The organism is Rhizobium mulingense, from assembly GCF_029194105.1.
Taxonomy (GTDB): domain Bacteria; phylum Pseudomonadota; class Alphaproteobacteria; order Rhizobiales; family Rhizobiaceae; genus Rhizobium; species Rhizobium mulingense.
In genome coordinates this window covers 424,052-440,124 of the sequence record NZ_JARFVE010000002.1, presented here as the reverse complement: position 1 = coordinate 440,124, position 16,073 = coordinate 424,052, and the positions used below count along the sequence as shown (strand labels likewise).

Here is a 16,073-nt window from a genome sequence, read left to right as displayed (position 1 = left end):
GAACAAGATGCTATAACCCCGCTCGCTTCCGGGGCGAACCAAGGCCCCGCGGTTCTTTCTCTAAAAGAGGTCCATCGGAAGCAGGTTAGCCCAGGTAGCTCAGTTGGTAGAGCAGCGGATTGAAAATCCGCGTGTCACTGGTTCGATTCCGGTCCTGGGCACCACACAATCCCCAAGCAGCATCAAGCAATTAAATGGCCGTCGATCGAGATAAGTTGACCAATTTCATGTTGCGTGTATTGCGGCGGTCGGAGAAAGCCACTGATCAGCTCCGCCCGGGTCCAATCATCATTTTGGTCGACAAAGTCGGCGCAGCCAAACGTATGATTTGAGGCTTCCTGCACCGACCAACAAAACGGCGGCAGTGTTACGATAACGCCAGTTGATGCCTCAAATTCACTTGAGCTCATAGACTATTATCGCCGCCTTCGGCCGCGGTCGTCCCGTAAGGCGCTGAGTCCGCCCGGGTTGACGCCGGCCGGGTAGGGGATCGAATGGAACCAACACCGGTCATTGCCGTTGTAAGCCAGGAGTCCAACCATGAGCAACGCCCGTCAGGCGCGAACGAGATGGTGATGGTACTCCGAGGAGAACGCACATGGATCTCACAACCCTTCTCATCATCGTTGTGATACTTCTTTTGCTAGGCGGTGGCGGCTGGTACGGCCGGGGACGCTGGTACTAAACGACGGCCTACGTGGCCACGCATCACTGGTTGACGAGCGCTCCGGCGGGGGGACGGCGCGCCCACTCGCGGCCAACAAGAGGTTAGTGCCGCCCTTTCGTTGACTTCGCCAGCATCTCGCTCAGCGTCGCCGCCGAGAGCAGGGATTCGGCCAAAAGCTTCTTGAGCTTCTGGTTCTCTTCCTCCAGGGCTCTCACCCTTTTGGCATGGGGTCCGGCATTTCCGGACTGCAGGGATTGCCACCGATAGAAGGTCGGCTCGCTGATGCCGTACCTGTGGCAAACATCCGCCACCGTTACGCCGGCCTGGTGTTCCTTCAGGATGCCCGTGATCTGGTCGTCGTCATATTTTCGCTTGCCCATCACTGCTTCAATCCTCACGAAATGCCCTGTTGAAGCTGTCGAGCAGTGGTCTGACGGCATAGAAGGCCACGCTGCTTTCGCCGGTTTCGATCAGCGTCTGCACGGGCATGCCGGCGACCAGTTCGACATCACTCATTTTCGTTAGCCGCTCGTCCGTTACGCGGATGGTCGCAGCAAAGTAGGGTTGGCCGCTCTGCGTGTCGATGAGACGGTCCGCCGATACATATTCGACCCGACCTTTCAGGAGTGGAACGCGCCGCTGATTGTAGGGCAGGAGATGAACCTGTGCCTCCAGCCCCGCGCGGACGAGATTGATGTCATCAGGTCTGACGTGGACAGACACGACCAGCCGATCGGAGCGAGGCAGGAGGTCGACGAGCGGTTCGCCCGCGCCGATCACCCCACCTGCTGTGTGGACGCGCAGGTTCATGATTGTGCCATCCTCGGGAGCCCGGATATCGGTCCTCGAAAGCTGGTCGTCGATGGCGCGCAGGCGCTCGCGCAGCTGCATGATCCGGCTTTCCGAATCGCGCATGCCTTGGGCGATTTCGCTCAGCCGGTCGCTCTCGAGTTTTGCGAGATCGGCCTGTGCTCCGCTGATCACCTGGTAGGCGCGAGAGATCTGCGCCGCGACTTCACCCTGCTGGCCATCAAGATCTAACTTTTCCCGCTGCAGGTTGAGAAGTCTGCTCTTCTTTTCCAGCCCCTTGGCGCTGAGAGCAGTAACCTGATCCAGTTCCTGGCTCGAAATTGCGGCGCGGCCGGCCAGCGCCGCCTTCTGCGCGTCAAGTCCGACGATTTCCTGCCGCACCTGCGCAATTTTTTCATTGGTGATCTGAATTTCCGCCTGCACGACCCGGCGACGGGCTTCGAAGATTTTCTGCTGCCCGGTCAGAATCGCTCTGACGGAAGGATATCTGTCCACGGCGGTTCTCAGATCCTCGGGATAGGTGACATGGTCGCCGCCCGCCTGCTCCGCAAGCAGGCGGGCGCGGTTTCCTTCGGCATCCCAAAGCTGCCCTTGAACGCTGTCGCGCTCCGCACGGGACTTCGTGTCGTCGAGTTCGATGACGATCTGCCCGGCCATGACACTATTGCCGTTTTTGACGAGGATGCGCCGCACGATGCCGCCTTCCAGATGCTGAATGGTTTTGCGGCTGGACTCCGGTTCGATAACGCCCGATGCGACTGCCGCACTTTTCAGCGGCGCCAGAACCGACCACATTCCCAGTCCGACGACGAAGACCAGGATCAACAGGTTCCCCATCCAGACAACGCCCCTGAGCCCCGGCATCGGCGAAGCGGGGGCGGGGCCGCGCAGTTTCTGTTTGATCACCGGCGCATAGAACGTCTCTTGCCCGGCTGCTGCTGATCGTCGAGCCAAGCGCTGTCCCGTCCTTGGTGAATTCGAAAGTCTCGCCGGCGGTGCGTCCAGTGAAACCAGGGTCATGGCGGCGTCCCCTCATGTTCCTGTTCGAGACGGCGGTTGAAGATAGGTTTCATAGATCCGTTCGCTGTCGCCGAAGGCCGCCACCGTGCCGTTACGCATGATGGCGATCTTGTTGGTGACGGGCAGGATCCCCATCCGGTGGGTGATGATAACGACGGTCATCCGCCGGGCTTTCATGCGCTCGATGGCCGCAAACAGCATCCGTTCGCCGTCATAATCGAGGCTCGAGTTCGGATCGTCGAGAATGATCAGCGACGGATTTCCATAGGCCGCCCGAGCCAGTCCCAGCTGTTGGCGCTGGGCTCTGAGGAGCAGGCTGCCATTTTCACCGATATCGGTTTCGTAGCCTTGCGGCAGCCGCATGATCGCGTCGTGCAATCCTACCAGCTTCGCGGCGTCGATCGCTTTGCCGGGATCTTCCCCGTCCAGCCGGCCGATCACATCCTTGATGGCGCCGCCGAAGAGTTCGATGTCCTGCGGCAGGTATCCGATGTGGCGCGTCCCGCCGCAGAGGCGCAGAGCCGAGATATCGACCCCGCCGAGAAGGGCACATCCGCTCGTTGCTGGCACCACGCCTGCCATGACGCGACCAAGGGTCGATTTTCCCGATCCCGACGGGCCGATCAGCGCGATGCAATCCCCGGGCGCGAGGCGCAAGGTGATGTCAGTCAGTATCGGCCGATCGACGAATGGCATGGCATAGCTGACGTTTTCGAGAACCAGCCCAATGGGCTCCGGGAACGGCACGATTCGGCCATCCTGTTCGGATGCGACTGTAAGCAGCATTCTGTTCAAGCGATTGAAGGCATTTCGCGCAAAGGTAAAAGAGCGCCATGCACCGATTGCGCCCTCGATCGGTGCAAGCCCGCGCCCGAGCAGCAAGCTCGCAACGAAGATGATTCCGGGACTGCCGTCGTTGACGAGCACCAGCCAGGTCGCCGATCCCATCATCAGGATCTGCGCGAGCGTGCGGATCGATTTGGAGAAGCCAAGGATGATCTCCGTGCGATGCATGGCGATGTCCTGCGCCCTTCTTGCCATTTCCGCATCGCGATAGACGATCATCGCTGCGCCATCCTGCATGCCCATTGCCCGGATCACCTCGATGTTTTTGAGGGCGGTGGCAAATCGGAAATAGCTCTTCGAAAGCGCGAGATTGGCGTGGGCAAGCGGCTCCCGCGTCGCCAGTTCCGTCAGAAACGCAAACAGCAGAAGTGCAACCGCGCTCAAAAGACCGATGGTCCCAAGCAACGGATGAACGAGAAAGAGCAGGAGCAGGAAGACCGGCGCCCAGGGAACGTCGAAAAACAGCGAGCTGGCCGGTGAATCGAGAAACTGGCGCAATGCGGCCAGGTCCCTGTAGCACTCCGTGGCGGTGCCCGCATCGACGCGAGCGGCATATTCGAATGATGCGGTGAGCACCAGCGGCCGCAGCCTGTGATCCACCCAGCTGCCGACGCGCGAAAGCGCCGCCCTGCGCACGATATCCAGCATGGACCCGACCAACACGGCGATGGCGATGATCAGCGTCAGCATCAAAAGCGTGTCGGCGCTGCGGCTCGACAGGACCCTGTCATAGATCTGCAGAAGATAGATGGAGGGCGCCAGCAGAAAGAGATTGTAGCCGCAGCTGTAGAGGAAGACCAAGCCGAAGGCTCCGGCACAGGCTCGAAGCGCAACAACGAGCTGTGTCTGCGGGCGCGCTGTTTTTGTCGAGGTCGTTGTCATTATCAGATCTCGCTGCATTTGATACTGACAAGAGGAAGGCTGCGGATTCGGTTCAGTCACGCCTGAGGGGCGCCGGCCGAAACCAGCGGCCCTCGGGACCTTAGTTCATGAGCCGAGATGGCTGAGGTCGATATCGCCAAAGGCGTTTATGAAGTGATCGAGAGAATTGTGCACCGTCGTCGTTTCGGGATCGGTGTGAACCAGAGCCGACGATATATCGCCGCCACGAGCCATGTTTCCGTTGCCGCCGTTGCCGCCGACGCCCGCGAGGATGGTGGCATGCTGATCGGCCATCAGCTGCGTGTGTTGTGTCGCGGTCGTCGCTGCCGCCACTGAAGCCGTGTTACCGCCGCTCTCGTTTCCTTGATCGCCGTTGGAGTGAGTGTCTCCCCCCGCGCCACCGGCGCCGCTGTTCGAGATCTTCGCCAGGAAGCCGTTCTGGGCCTGGGTAAAGCCACCAGGTCCGCCATTGCCGGCGTCCCAATCTGCCTTCTGCCAGACGTGATCGCCATTGTGCAGATCGGTCGTTGCCCCGGAAACCGTTTGCACGGGCTCTACATATGCAACCGGGTTGTAGTTGATGTTTCCATCGTTGTGGCCATAACCGCCGTTGCCAGCATTCGCGTCACCGGCATCCGGATTGTTGAGATGAATCGTGTCGGATATTTGTGGAATAGGCATTGATATCACTCCTTCTACTTCGTTTCGTCCGAGTTCCTTTACGGCGGTCCCCTACGGCGTTGGTATTCAGTTCGTCGCCCCAGCCAATACAGCCGCGTGCCGAATATTGCCACGATTTAAACTGCAAACTATCTAGATATTCGGCGATGTACTTTCGGGCGTATACTTCGTGATGACGGTGCGTTGTTTTGGGATGAGTCCGTCGTGATCCGGTGCGGATGGCCTGATCACAAACAACGGCGCCTTGCGAGCGGCTTTATTTCGAAAGAGAACCGCTTGTACCAAGGGCGGGCTTGGTGCTCTCGAACGCGGACAACAGCACGCGGCGGCCATGACGCCCAAATGGCTACAGGACTAGCCGACCAGGCGTAGACGAATTGCAGGCTCTGCTTTTCTTCCGTTCAGAGGCACAATGCCTGAACAATCGAGCTGCATACACCGGACGCGCGGCGGTCGCGGTTGGTCGCGGAACGGAGATGGTGATGACGGAATTTCGCCCCTTGTCGGAAGACTTGCCCAAAGCGGGCGCCGATCAAAACCTCGCCTTCAACGTGGCTGCGGGGCATCTGGCATTGGTGCCGACCTGGCTTCCATTGGATGTCGCTTCCGGTCCGAGCTCCAATTCAGCCGGCAGCGGCGGTGCCGGAATAAGTGAAGGTGTGATCAGCAGCAATGCGCTGGCGGTCTTCATGCCGTCCAACGCCGCTATTGCGGGGCCTCATTCGGGTGCCGAGGCGGTTCAGGGCAACGACGCCTTCATCAATCAGCATCCCACCGAAATGGCGGGGATAGGCGGGAATGGCGGAAGCGGCAATGTTGCCATCGGCGGCGGTGACGCCAATCATGCCGGTAGCGGAGGCACCGGCCTGTTCTATGGCGGACTCGTCAGCACCGAAGTCGCGCTGTTTGCCCCCGTGAATACCGCCGTGGCTGCCGGCCCCGGCGCAATGGCTCACGCCGAGCAATCGAACAACGCACTGTTCCTGCAGGGCGCGACCCAGATCGGCGGCATGGGCGGCTCGGGCGGAGATCAAAATGTCGCGGGCCACGGCCCCTTGATGAGCCCGGGAACGTGGCTCACTTTCACCGGCGACAATTATGCCGGCCACGGCGGCGATGGATATTTCGTCGGCAGCATGGTCGATGTGAGTATCGCCATCTTCTCGCCGATCAACATCGCCATCGGCGCCGCGGGCGGCTCGGCGCAGGCCCATCAGACAAACAATGTGATTTTCGATCAGGGCACCGTGCAGATCGCCGGCATCGGCGGCAATGGCGGTGGCTTCAATCTGTCGTCGGACACGATTTTTACCGGCAACCATGCCGGCGGTGGTGGCGGGGTCGGATCGTCGACCGGCAGCATGATCGAAGTCAACTTCGGCTATTTCCATCCCATGAACATCGCCGTTCCCGCCGGCGGGACGGCGGATGCCCAACAGATCGATCATGTCCTCTATGATCAGCATGCGCTTCAACTGGCCGGCATCGGGGGCCACGGTGGAGAGGGTAACCTCACGGACGCCCATTCGGCTCTCGTCGACGACATTCTGAGCTTCATGCACGGCTAATCTATCGGTAAGCTCCCGACTACATTACCGAGGCTCAACCGCACGAAACCTTCCTCCTGTGGTTTTTCAAGCCTTATATCAGTCGTTCCTCCCGGCTTTCGTCTCTTGCGCCGGCATGACGCCGCGCTAACCGAGATCACGAACATTCCAGCATGGTCCCCTCGCATCGTCGCTGATTTTGGCCGCCGAGACTGCGAGACCTGCCCGGCATCTGGCGCTGCCGGCACACCGAGTGCATGAGCGAACACGACCCAAACTGGTATTAAATGCATCGATAGGACCGCGTTGTTCGGTAATCATAAAGGGCTGGCAGCGATCTCAGGCTTTTGTTGCCTTGCGCGTTTGTCGTTTTGCTGCCGAGCCCGCGGCTGCTTTGATGTGCGATATGGAAACAAAGCCGTGCCGGTCGGCAGGACGTTCTGTCCATCAGCGCCTTACCCAAATGGGTCTGCCGAAAATCTATTGGCCTTTCAGCCCGTTAAAAGCTTTTCCGACCGCTTGCAGTTGCGTGAATTGCACGAAGGCTGGAAGCCCGCGACGAAAAGTCGAACCAGCATGCCGGCATGAAATGTGCTCTTGCAGGAACGGTTATCTCTCGCAAAAATCGTATAGACTATAAGAATTATCAGGAGGGAATGGACTATTGGTATCGCTAATACACTCGCTTTTTATCATGACATGTAGTGAGAACGAGATTAATATGATTAGCTGTTGGGTTGCAAATATTCCGGGGAGCCCGCAATGTCCGACAGTTCTGGAGCCAGGCGCCGTGTGGGGCGCAATACACTGACCGTGATCATCATTGGGAACTCAACCCTTGCGCGTACAGCCGTGGTGAAGTTGCTGGAGCGCGAACTCGCCGGGTGGAACCTTATCGATCTGGTCTCGACCGAGAGTCTCGATCGGGCACTTGGAGCTGAGGTGCGTTTGATTGCACTGGATCTGGCCAGCAGAGCTGTTGAGAGCGCTAGCGTGCGTGAAGATCTCGCGGCGATTGCGGCACGTTTTCCCGATGCTCCTATCACGTTGCTCTCAGGGACGGATGACGCCATCATCGCCCGGCAGGCGCTCAAGATGGGCATCCGCGGCTTTTTCTCCACTTCGCTTCCCGTTGACATTGCGCTTGCCGGCCTTCGTCTCGTTCTGGCAGGAGGCACATTTTTCCCGCAGCTGTTGGGCGCCGTTACAAACGGCGCGAACGAGCACAGTCCGGCCAGAAATGGGGCCGAAAAAAGCTTGGATGATAGGACGCAGTATTGCGCGATTGCCGGCTTCACGCCCCGGGAAGCGGAAATCCTCGCGGAGTTGCAATCCGGCTGTTCAAATAAGGTGATTGCAGGAAAACTGAATTTGTCAGGGCATACGGTGAAGATGCATTTGCAGCACATCATGCGCAAGCTGCAGGCGCAGAACCGGACCGAGGTGGTTGCCCGCCTCATTCAAAGAACCGCCGGCGGGCATGACGCTTCGCTGACCTAATTCTGCTGCGTCGTAAAATGGCGCCATCGAACCAGCGCGGAAGTTGAAATCCTGCGCGCCTCTGAATAACGGGCTGGAGCAACGGAACAATCACGACCAGCTCTGGTTTAAGCAAGGTCCGTGTTCGCGGAGGCGACGATGTGGGCAGTTCTGATCGGTGCCGCTCTCATAATCGGCGGCCTTCTTTTTCTCCTACGGCCGACGCTCCGTCGCAGACCGAGTGATCCTCACCTGACGCCACAAGGCGGCGCGACGTTGGAACCGCGGCGCCAAGGCCTGAGGTTCCTCGGATTAGCGCGGAATTGGCCGGCGCTTGCGATCCTCGCGATCGGCGTGCTTCTTCTGGTTTTCGGGAGCTACTAATGCATCTCGCTCGGAAGTGTGCATCGGTTCCGGGACAACGACATGCATCAAAACAAAGAGCGAAAGCGCGTCGCATGAATCAAATTTGATGCGACGCGCTTTAGGCCCGCAACGGCCCGAAACTGCCGTTGGTTGAGTGTATAGTCCTGTGAAGTTTCTTCTCAGCGGATTGCTGACCATGGTAAACGTCGCTTATGGGCATCAAGAACTACTTGATCGAAGGCAGCTCCGGCACGGGAAAAACGTCTGTCGCTACTGAGCTGGAGCAGCGTGGTTTTCATGTCGTCCATGGTGATCGGGCCTTGGCCTGTGTTGGGGACCCCGAGACCGGCGAGGCGCTGGAAGGACCGCCGCAAGGTGTGGACCGCGTCGTTTGGCGTTACGCGCATTGGATCTGGCCTGTTGAAAAGGTCCGGGCCATCACCGCTGACACCACTCATCCTGCCACCTTCTTCTGCGGGGGCTCCCGCAACTTCCATAAGTTCCTGGACGTATTCGACACGGTTTTTGTGCTCGACATAGATGTCGACACGTTGAACAGACGATTGACGGGCGGCCAGATGAGCCGGGTTTCGCGCCGGACGAGCGTGCGGTGGTTCTGCGCTACCCTAGGAGCAACAGACACTTTCCCCCCGGGATCGGTCGGTATCGACACGTCCGGAACGGTCCCGAGCGTCGTCGACGATTTCCTTGCCCAACTGAGCTGAGGCCGGGACGGTGTTGCGATGGGGTGGGAAGCACCGGTGGCCATTCCGACGGTGGATGGGCGAGGCCCAGGCCACCAGCGCCGGGTCGCCGATGCGCTGCGCGTATATGGCGCTTACGCCGACGTCTTGAGAAGGCCTGCAGCCAAAGCGCCGAAGGCCTCGACCGCTTTCGGCAGCACATGCTGCGGCTCGTCGCTGGCAGCGATCCAGAGCGCGGCATTGAGCGCCGCGCCATTGAGCAGCCGCGCGGCCGCTTCTGGGTCCACCGGCTTGAGCACCCCCTGTGCGATCAGGCGCTCCGCTGTCTGCCGGGTTGCCTGAAGACAGCTGCTCTGGCTCGGCCATTGCGACGGGTCGCCCAACACGGCAGGTCCGTCGAGCAGCACGATGCGCTGCACCTCCGGATCGAGCGCCATCTCGATATAGGCTGCACCTTCGGCAAGCAGTCCCTGCCAACCATCCCCCGCACGGGCGCCGATTTCCTGGGCGCGCGAGGCCATTTCCATGTCGATCTGCTCGACAACCGCGGCCAACAGCCCGCGCTTGTCTCCGAAGTTGTGGTAAAGCGCGCCCCGCGTCAGCCCTACTTCGGCAGTCAGATCGTCCATCGAGGCGGCAGCATATCCCTTCTCGGTAAAGGCCCTTCGCGCGGCGGCGATCAGCCTCCGGCGATTTTCCTCCATCGTCTCGACACGGCGTTTGACCATCTCAACTCCAATTTCATATACGCAGCGTATATTAACTTGACATACCCTGCGTATGTGATGTATTCATATACGTATCGTATATCAGATGAGCCGGCAATATGGAAAGCTCCTGTTATGTCACGGCCGCGCTCTTTGGGTTTCCAGTCAACAATATTGAAGTGAGATCGACAATGACCCCAAGTGAAGCAATCTTCCCCGCAAACCGGCATGCCCTTTACGAGGAACACGGCTATTCGGCCGCCATCCGATCCGGAGATCTTCTCTTCGTGTCCGGTCAGGTCGGCAGCCGTTCCGATGGATCGCCGGAGCCTGACTTCGAACGCCAGGTCGAGCTGGCGTTCGAAAACCTGAAGGCGACGCTGGACGCCGCGGGTTGCACGTTTGAGGATCTGGTTGATGTAACGACGTTCCACACCGACCCCGAAAACCAGTTCGAAACGATCATGGCCGCCAAGCAGAAGATTTTCAGCAAGGCGCCCTATCCGAACTGGACCGCGATCGGCGTCAACTGGCTGGCAGGCTTCGATTTCGAGATCAAGGTGATCGCCCGCATCCCTTCATGATGCCTGACAGGCCGACGCAAAGCTCGGTCTCGCGGAAGCACTCACCTTGCTCGGGCAAGTTCGCTCTCTCTACTGAGCGAAAAGTTCCGGGATCATCGCGCGGGCCCGCTCGCGCAGACCTTTCGCTTCCTGCTCGCCAATAAAGCGGTAAGGCCAACGCAGCCTGGTGCTGACGGGACCCCAGTTGCCGATCGCCGCGAGCAGTTTGTCGAGCGCTGCATTGGAATAGCCGTGGTCGCGTCGAAACGGGACGACGTGGCTTTCCATAAAGGCGCAGATGCGGCCTTCGATCTCCAACCCGGCGTCGATGTCGGCGTGCATCAGCTCTTTCCAGGCTTGGGCACCATGGGGACTGAGACAAGCGACGTTGGAAAACGCGCCGGCAGCAACGCCCTGTTTGATGCCGGTGGCGAGATGATGGCCGGGAATGAACAGGGAAAATTCGCCAAGATATGCGCGCGCCTGCGCATACCAGGCATCGTCGCTATCGGCGATCTTCATCCCGACCACCGACGGGCAGGGACCGCAAACGTCGCTGAGCTCGGCTGGCGACAGGACACGTTTGGCATGCGGGGGATTGTATAGAACGAGCGGGATCCCGTCGGCGGCCTCCGACGCCCGGTGCAAGAAGTCGACGGCTTCGAGATTGGTGAGCGGCCACCAGTCGGGCAGGATCACCTGGATTGCCAATGGCTTATGGGCAGTGGCGCGGCGCAGGCGATCGAGCATGATGATCGGATCGGGCTGGCAGGCGCCGATGACGAACGGCATTGCGGCGGCCCGGCAACGCGACGCCAGCATCTCCTGAATTCGCTCGTACTCCGCTTCCGTCTGGTTGTGAAATTCACCCGCCGTGCCATTCGAATAGATGCCGTCGACCTTGGCCGCGATCAGTATGTCGATTTCCTCGCCGAGCTTTTCGAAATCGATGCTGTCGTCCTCAGCGATCGGCAGGAGCAGGCTTGCCCAGTTGCCGGCGATAGGATGGCGGCGGGTTGTCATGCTCATCTCACTTCCTTCAGTCGAGGTCATCTCGGATGCAGGCCTTGAAATGCCCGGGCGTCATTTCGCGCAGCGCCGGCACGGTCTCGCCGCAGGCCGGCAGGGCGTTCGGACAGCGCGTGCGAAAGACGCAACCGCTCGGCGGATCGGCGGAGCTCGGAATATCGCCCTTCAGGATCTGGCGGTCGCGCGGCGCATCGGGGTCGGGCGAGGGGATCGCCGAGAGCAGCGCCCGCGTGTAGGGATGCAGCGGCCTGGCATAAAGCGCAGCACTTGGCGCGATTTCCATGATCCGGCCGAGATAGAGGACGATCACCCGGTCGCAGATATATTCGACCACGGCGAGATCGTGACTGATGAACAGCATGGTCAGGCCAAGTCGCTGCTGCAGGTCGCGCAGAAGATTGATCACTTGCGCCTGGATCGAGACATCGAGCGCGGAGACCGGCTCGTCGGCGACGATGAACTCCGGCGCGAGCGTCAGCGCCCGGGCGATGCCGATCCGCTGCCGCTGGCCGCCCGAGAACTCGTGAGCGTAACGGTTGACGGCGTCCGCGGGCAGATCGACCTGTTCGAGCGCGGCGCGGGCGCGTTCCAATCTCTCTTTTGCCGTGCCAAGGTCCTGGATCTTCAGTCCCTCGGTCAGAATTTCGCCGATCGTCATACGCGGCGAAAGGCTCGCGAACGGGTCCTGAAAAATATATTGCATCCGCGGCCGCAGGCGCCGCATTGCCGATGAAGACAGGCTGGTGAGTTCGGTGCCGTCGAAGCGGACGCTGCCGGCGGAGGGTTCGATGAGGCGCAGCACCGATCGTCCGATCGTGGTCTTGCCGCTGCCGGATTCACCGACCAGCCCGACCACCTCGCCCTTGCCGATATCGAAGGAAATGGCCTGCAGGATGGTCAGCCTGGCGCCGCGGGAGGTATAAACTTTTCCGAGCTCGCGGACCGAGAGAAGGGGCGCGCTCATCTGATCTCCTGCCAGCGAATGCAGCGGCTCTTGTGACGCGGATTGACATCGGCAAGCGGCGGCACGGCCGCGCGACAGGCGTCGACGGCAAATTGGCATCGCGGTTGGAAAGCGCAGCCGGCCGGCATGTTCACCAGGCTCGGCACGACGCCCGGAATGGCCGCCAGCCTTTCGCCCGCCTGCTTCATCCGGCTCGCATCACCGAGTTTCGGCATCGAGGCCAGCAGGCCGATGGTATAGGGATGTCGCGGATTGCGGAAAACCTCGGCTACCGGCCCCGTCTCGACGATCCGGCCGGCATACATGACCGCCACCCGATGCGCGATTTCGGCGACGACGCCGAGATTATGGGTAACGAAGAGCATGGCCATGCCGCGTTCACGCTGCAGCCTCTGCAGCAGGGCCAGAACCTGCGCCTGGATGGTGACGTCGAGCGCCGTCGTCGGCTCGTCGGCGATCAGCAGCGTCGGGTCGCAGGCAAGGGCCATGGCGATCGTGGCGCGCTGTCGCATGCCGCCGGAGAGCTCGTGCGGATATTGACCGGCACGGCGCCTGGAATCGGGAATGCCGACGCTGTCGAGAAGCGAGACGGCCGCATCCATGGCTGCTTTCCGATTGGCCCCGCGATGAATGCGGATCGGCTCGGAGATCTGGTCGCCGATGGTGTAGACCGGGTTGAGGCTCGACATCGGCTCCTGGAAGACCATGCCGATATCATTGCCGCGAATGGCGCGCATTTCCTGCTGGGGGAGCGAGACAAGGTTCCTGACGGTACCATCCTTGCGCTTCAGATCGATGGTGCCGGCGGCAATGACACCGATATTGCGGGTCAGCAGCCGCATGACCGAAAGGCTGGTGACCGATTTGCCCGAGCCGGACTCGCCGACGAGCGCCAGCGTCTCGCCGGCAGCGACACTCAGATCGATGCCGTTGACCGCCGTCACCTCGCCCGAGCGGATGCGAAAGACGGTCCGCAGCCCCTTGATGTCGAGAATGGTGTCGGCGGTCTGTGGCATGGCATCCATCAGGCAAGCAGGCCGGTGGCGCGGAGGATTTCCTCGATCCTCGCCGTTTCAGCCTCGTTGAGGGCTGCCCGCGGGCGCGGCATCAGCGCTGTATCAATGATGCCGAGGCTCTTCATCGCCGTCTTGAAGGCGCCGATGCCGGCAGCGCCGCCGCTGACTCGGCCCGCTCCGACCCAGACGATTTCGAAGAGCCGGCAGAGCCGCTCCTGCTCCTTGCGGGCCGCGCCCCAGTCGCCGCGCTGAGCGGCATTCCAGAGCCTGACGTAACCATGCGGATCGACATTGGCGATGCCCGGCACCACGCCATGGGCGCCCATCTGCAGCGCCGTGTCGACGACGATTTCGGAGCCGGTCATCAGGAAGACATCCTTGTTGTCGGCGAGATCAAGCAGCACGTAGCGGAAATTGCCGTCGTCGCCGCTCGAATCCTTGATGCCGATGATGGTTCCCTCCTTTGCCAGCGTCACGCTGGTCTGGCGCTGCAGTTTCACATGCACGCAGACGGGAATGTCATAGGCGATCAGCGGCACGTCGACGGCATCGCGAATATAGCGGAAGTGATCGATCGTCTCGGCCTGGCTGGTCACCGTATAGAACGGCGCCGTGACGACCACCGCGTCGGCGCCGGCCGATTTGGCGATCCTGGCATGGTTGATGACCCGGTCCGTGGTGGGATCGATGACGCCGACGATCAGCGGTACGCGGCCGTTGATGACCTTCGCCGAATGCTCGATGATCTCCCGCCGGGTTTGCTCGTCGTGGAAGATCACCTCGCTGGTCGAGCCGAGCACGAACACGCCGTGGCATCCCGCCTCGATCAGGTTTTCCAGCACCCGCGTGTAGGACGGGTAATCGACGCTGTAATCCTCATTCAGCGGGGTTATGACGGGAGGAACGACACCCTTGAATTTGCTCATTTTCGCTTTCTTTCGATCGTCAGTTTAATTCGGCGCGAGGGTCGAAGGCATCGCGAAGACCATCGCCAATGAAGTTAATTGCAAGGACGGCCAGCACCAGAAAACCGCCGGGAAACAGCCACTGCCAGGGATATTGCTCGAGCACGGCGGTGGAGCGGGCGGCATTCAGCATGTTGCCCCAGCTTGCCGCCGGCGGCGCAATGCCGAGCCCGAGGAAGGAAAGGCCGGCCTCGAGCAGGATGGCATTGGCAATCTGCAGCGTCGCGAAGACGACCAGGATGTCGATCGAGTTCGGCAGGCCATGGCGAAAGAGCAGGTGCGGCAGACCCGCCCCCATGCCTCTAGCCGCCATCACAAAATCACGCTCGCGGAGTTCCAGCAGCCGCGAGCGCACCATGCGCGCCAGCAGCGGCCAGGAGAGCAGCGAGATGACAAAGACCGTCGGCCAGATGCCGGTGCCGGCGATCGAGGCGAGCACCAGCAGGAAGATGACCGGCGGCAGCGTCATGACGAGATCGACGAAACGCATGGTGACGGCATCCGCAAAGCGGCCCGCAAGCGCCGAGACTGCGCCGACCAGGAAACCGATGACGGCGGAAATGACGGTCGAGGTGAGGGCCACCAAAAGCGAGATCCGGCCACCGTCCATGACCCGGGCAAAGATGTCGCGGCCGACGCCGTCGGTGCCGAACCAGTGTCTGGAACCCGGCTGCGCATTCATCGCCAGCAGATCGATGTCGTTGGGTTTGAAGCTCCACCACAGCGGATAGGAAAGGATCGCCGCGATCACCAGCGCGATCATGCAGAGGCCGGCGAAGGCGGCCCGGTTGAGCAGAAAGCGATGCAGGGAGCGTGCGATCGGGCCCGGACTACGGGCGGGGCTTCGTGCCGGCATCGCTCAGCCCACCTTGATCCGCGGATCGACCAGCGCATAGGCTAGATCGGTCAGAAGGTTGACGGCGATGACGCATGCGCCGATCACGAGCGTCGAACCCATGATAACAGGATAGTCGCGGCCTTCCACCGCATCGACCATCAGCAGGCCCATCCCGGGCCAGTTGAAGACGCTTTCGATGAAGATCGCCCCGCCGATCGCAAGGCCGATGGTCGAGCCAATCAGTGTGATGACGGGCAGCAGCGCATTGCGCAGCGCATGCTTTGCAATGACCCAGAATTCGAAAACGCCCTTGGCGCGCGCGGTGCGCACATAGTCCTGGTTCAGGACCTCGAGCATGGAAGCGCGCATGTAGCGCATGATCAGCGCTGTCTGCGCCACAGCCAGAAGTGTCGCGGGCAGGATGAGGTGATGGAGGAGGTCGGCGACGGAAAATTCGCGGCCGGGCGTCAGCATGCCGCCGGAGGGCATCCAGCGGAAATAGACCGAAAACAGATAAAGGCCCACCAGAGCGCTGAGGAAGGGCGGGCTGGAGATGCCAGTGACTGCGAAGACCGACAAGGACAGGTCGGCGATGGAGTTGCGGCGAACCGCGCTGACGATGCCGGTCGCGATGCCGGCGATAATCGCGATCGCGATCGCCGTTCCCATCAAGAGGACCGTCGGCCCGACACGCGAGAGCACGAGACCGAGCACCGGCTGGTCGGGCCGTTTGATCGAATAACCGAGATTTCCCGTCAGCGCTTGCCCCAGCCAAGCGACGTACTGCACCGGCAGCGGCTGATCGAGGCCGAGTGTGACGCGCAGTTCCGCAAGATCCGACGATGACATCGGCACATTGGGATCGATATAGGCGTCGATCGGATCGCCGGGGGTCAGGTGCAGCATGACGAAGATCAGCACACTCAAGGCAAGCAGCATGCCCACGCCGATCAGCAGGCGCCGGAGACTGTATCTCAGCATGAAAAACC

General features: G+C 60.9%; 16 protein-coding genes, 1 tRNA gene and 1 pseudogene. 6 read left to right on the top strand and 12 right to left on the bottom strand.

Going from position 1 to position 16,073, the window contains the following annotated elements:
• Window positions 1-88: 88 nt before the first annotated feature.
• Window positions 89-164: transfer RNA gene (locus tag PYR71_RS02265), tRNA-Phe, on the top strand.
• An 18-nt stretch (window positions 165-182) separates the two neighbouring features.
• On the opposite strand, the gene PYR71_RS02260 is transcribed toward PYR71_RS02265, so the two are convergent.
• From PYR71_RS02260 to PYR71_RS02240, 5 genes are all read right to left on the bottom strand, one after another.
• A complete protein-coding gene (locus PYR71_RS02260) occupies window positions 183-410 on the bottom strand; it encodes a hypothetical protein (protein ID WP_275618068.1) in 228 nt (75 codons plus the stop codon).
• A gap of 358 nt (window positions 411-768) precedes the next feature.
• On the bottom strand, window positions 769-1,047 hold the full coding sequence (locus PYR71_RS02255) for a transposase (protein ID WP_183914447.1): 279 nt from the start codon (window positions 1,045-1,047) through the stop codon (window positions 769-771).
• A gap of 7 nt (window positions 1,048-1,054) precedes the next feature.
• Complete coding sequence (locus PYR71_RS02250) at window positions 1,055-2,497, bottom strand: HlyD family type I secretion periplasmic adaptor subunit (protein WP_275618067.1); 1,443 nt, start codon at window positions 2,495-2,497, stop codon at window positions 1,055-1,057.
• A gap of 12 nt (window positions 2,498-2,509) precedes the next feature.
• On the bottom strand, window positions 2,510-4,225 hold the full coding sequence (locus PYR71_RS02245) for a type I secretion system permease/ATPase (RefSeq protein WP_275618066.1): 1,716 nt from the start codon (window positions 4,223-4,225) through the stop codon (window positions 2,510-2,512).
• Window positions 4,226-4,330: 105 nt separating this feature from the next.
• The gene (locus PYR71_RS02240) at window positions 4,331-4,906 is read right to left on the bottom strand and encodes a PE-PGRS family protein (RefSeq protein WP_183914450.1); all 576 of its coding nucleotides are present in this window, start codon (window positions 4,904-4,906) and stop codon (window positions 4,331-4,333) included.
• 482 nt (window positions 4,907-5,388) lie between these two features.
• Here PYR71_RS02240 and PYR71_RS02235 point away from each other — a divergent pair, with 482 nt between their 5' ends.
• The 4 genes and pseudogenes from PYR71_RS02235 (at window position 5,389) to PYR71_RS02220 (ending at window position 9,023) form a co-directional block, all read left to right on the top strand.
• Entirely contained in the window at window positions 5,389-6,474 is a 1,086-nt protein-coding gene (locus PYR71_RS02235; RefSeq protein WP_275618450.1) for a hypothetical protein, read from the top strand.
• 741 nt (window positions 6,475-7,215) lie between these two features.
• A complete protein-coding gene (locus PYR71_RS02230; protein ID WP_275618065.1) occupies window positions 7,216-7,953 on the top strand; it encodes a response regulator transcription factor in 738 nt (245 codons plus the stop codon).
• Window positions 7,954-8,091: 138 nt separating this feature from the next.
• Window positions 8,092-8,316 carry a hypothetical protein gene (locus PYR71_RS02225; RefSeq protein ID WP_275618064.1) on the top strand — a complete coding sequence of 75 codons (225 nt, stop codon included), beginning with the start codon at window positions 8,092-8,094 and terminating at the stop codon, window positions 8,314-8,316.
• Between the two features lie 194 nt (window positions 8,317-8,510).
• Window positions 8,511-9,023 (top strand): annotated as a pseudogene (locus tag PYR71_RS02220) (nucleoside kinase).
• A gap of 113 nt (window positions 9,024-9,136) precedes the next feature.
• Here the strand turns inward: PYR71_RS02220 and PYR71_RS02215 are convergent.
• Window positions 9,137-9,730 carry a TetR/AcrR family transcriptional regulator gene (locus tag PYR71_RS02215; protein WP_275618063.1) on the bottom strand — a complete coding sequence of 198 codons (594 nt, stop codon included), beginning with the start codon at window positions 9,728-9,730 and terminating at the stop codon, window positions 9,137-9,139.
• Between the two features lie 170 nt (window positions 9,731-9,900).
• Here PYR71_RS02215 and PYR71_RS02210 point away from each other — a divergent pair, with 170 nt between their 5' ends.
• Window positions 9,901-10,293 carry a RidA family protein gene (locus PYR71_RS02210; protein ID WP_275618062.1) on the top strand — a complete coding sequence of 131 codons (393 nt, stop codon included), beginning with the start codon at window positions 9,901-9,903 and terminating at the stop codon, window positions 10,291-10,293.
• 69 nt (window positions 10,294-10,362) lie between these two features.
• Here PYR71_RS02210 and PYR71_RS02205 read toward each other — a convergent pair whose 3' ends face one another.
• From PYR71_RS02205 to PYR71_RS02180, 6 genes are read right to left on the bottom strand one after another with little or no spacing between them, the layout of a single operon-like run.
• A complete protein-coding gene (locus tag PYR71_RS02205; RefSeq protein WP_275618061.1) occupies window positions 10,363-11,301 on the bottom strand; it encodes a dihydrodipicolinate synthase family protein in 939 nt (312 codons plus the stop codon).
• 10 nt (window positions 11,302-11,311) lie between these two features.
• The gene (locus PYR71_RS02200; RefSeq protein WP_275618060.1) at window positions 11,312-12,265 is read right to left on the bottom strand and encodes an ABC transporter ATP-binding protein; all 954 of its coding nucleotides are present in this window, start codon (window positions 12,263-12,265) and stop codon (window positions 11,312-11,314) included.
• A complete protein-coding gene (locus PYR71_RS02195; protein WP_275618059.1) occupies window positions 12,262-13,281 on the bottom strand; it encodes an ABC transporter ATP-binding protein in 1,020 nt (339 codons plus the stop codon). The genes PYR71_RS02200 and PYR71_RS02195 overlap by 4 nt, the downstream gene beginning before the upstream one ends.
• 8 nt (window positions 13,282-13,289) lie before the next feature.
• A complete protein-coding gene (locus PYR71_RS02190) occupies window positions 13,290-14,207 on the bottom strand; it encodes a dihydrodipicolinate synthase family protein (RefSeq protein WP_275618058.1) in 918 nt (305 codons plus the stop codon).
• 19 nt (window positions 14,208-14,226) lie between these two features.
• Window positions 14,227-15,102: an ABC transporter permease gene (locus PYR71_RS02185; protein ID WP_275618057.1), complete on the bottom strand. Its 876-nt coding sequence runs from the start codon at window positions 15,100-15,102 to the stop codon at window positions 14,227-14,229.
• Window positions 15,103-15,105: 3 nt separating this feature from the next.
• On the bottom strand, window positions 15,106-16,065 hold the full coding sequence (locus PYR71_RS02180) for an ABC transporter permease (protein ID WP_275618056.1): 960 nt from the start codon (window positions 16,063-16,065) through the stop codon (window positions 15,106-15,108).
• Window positions 16,066-16,073: the final 8 nt, after the last annotated feature.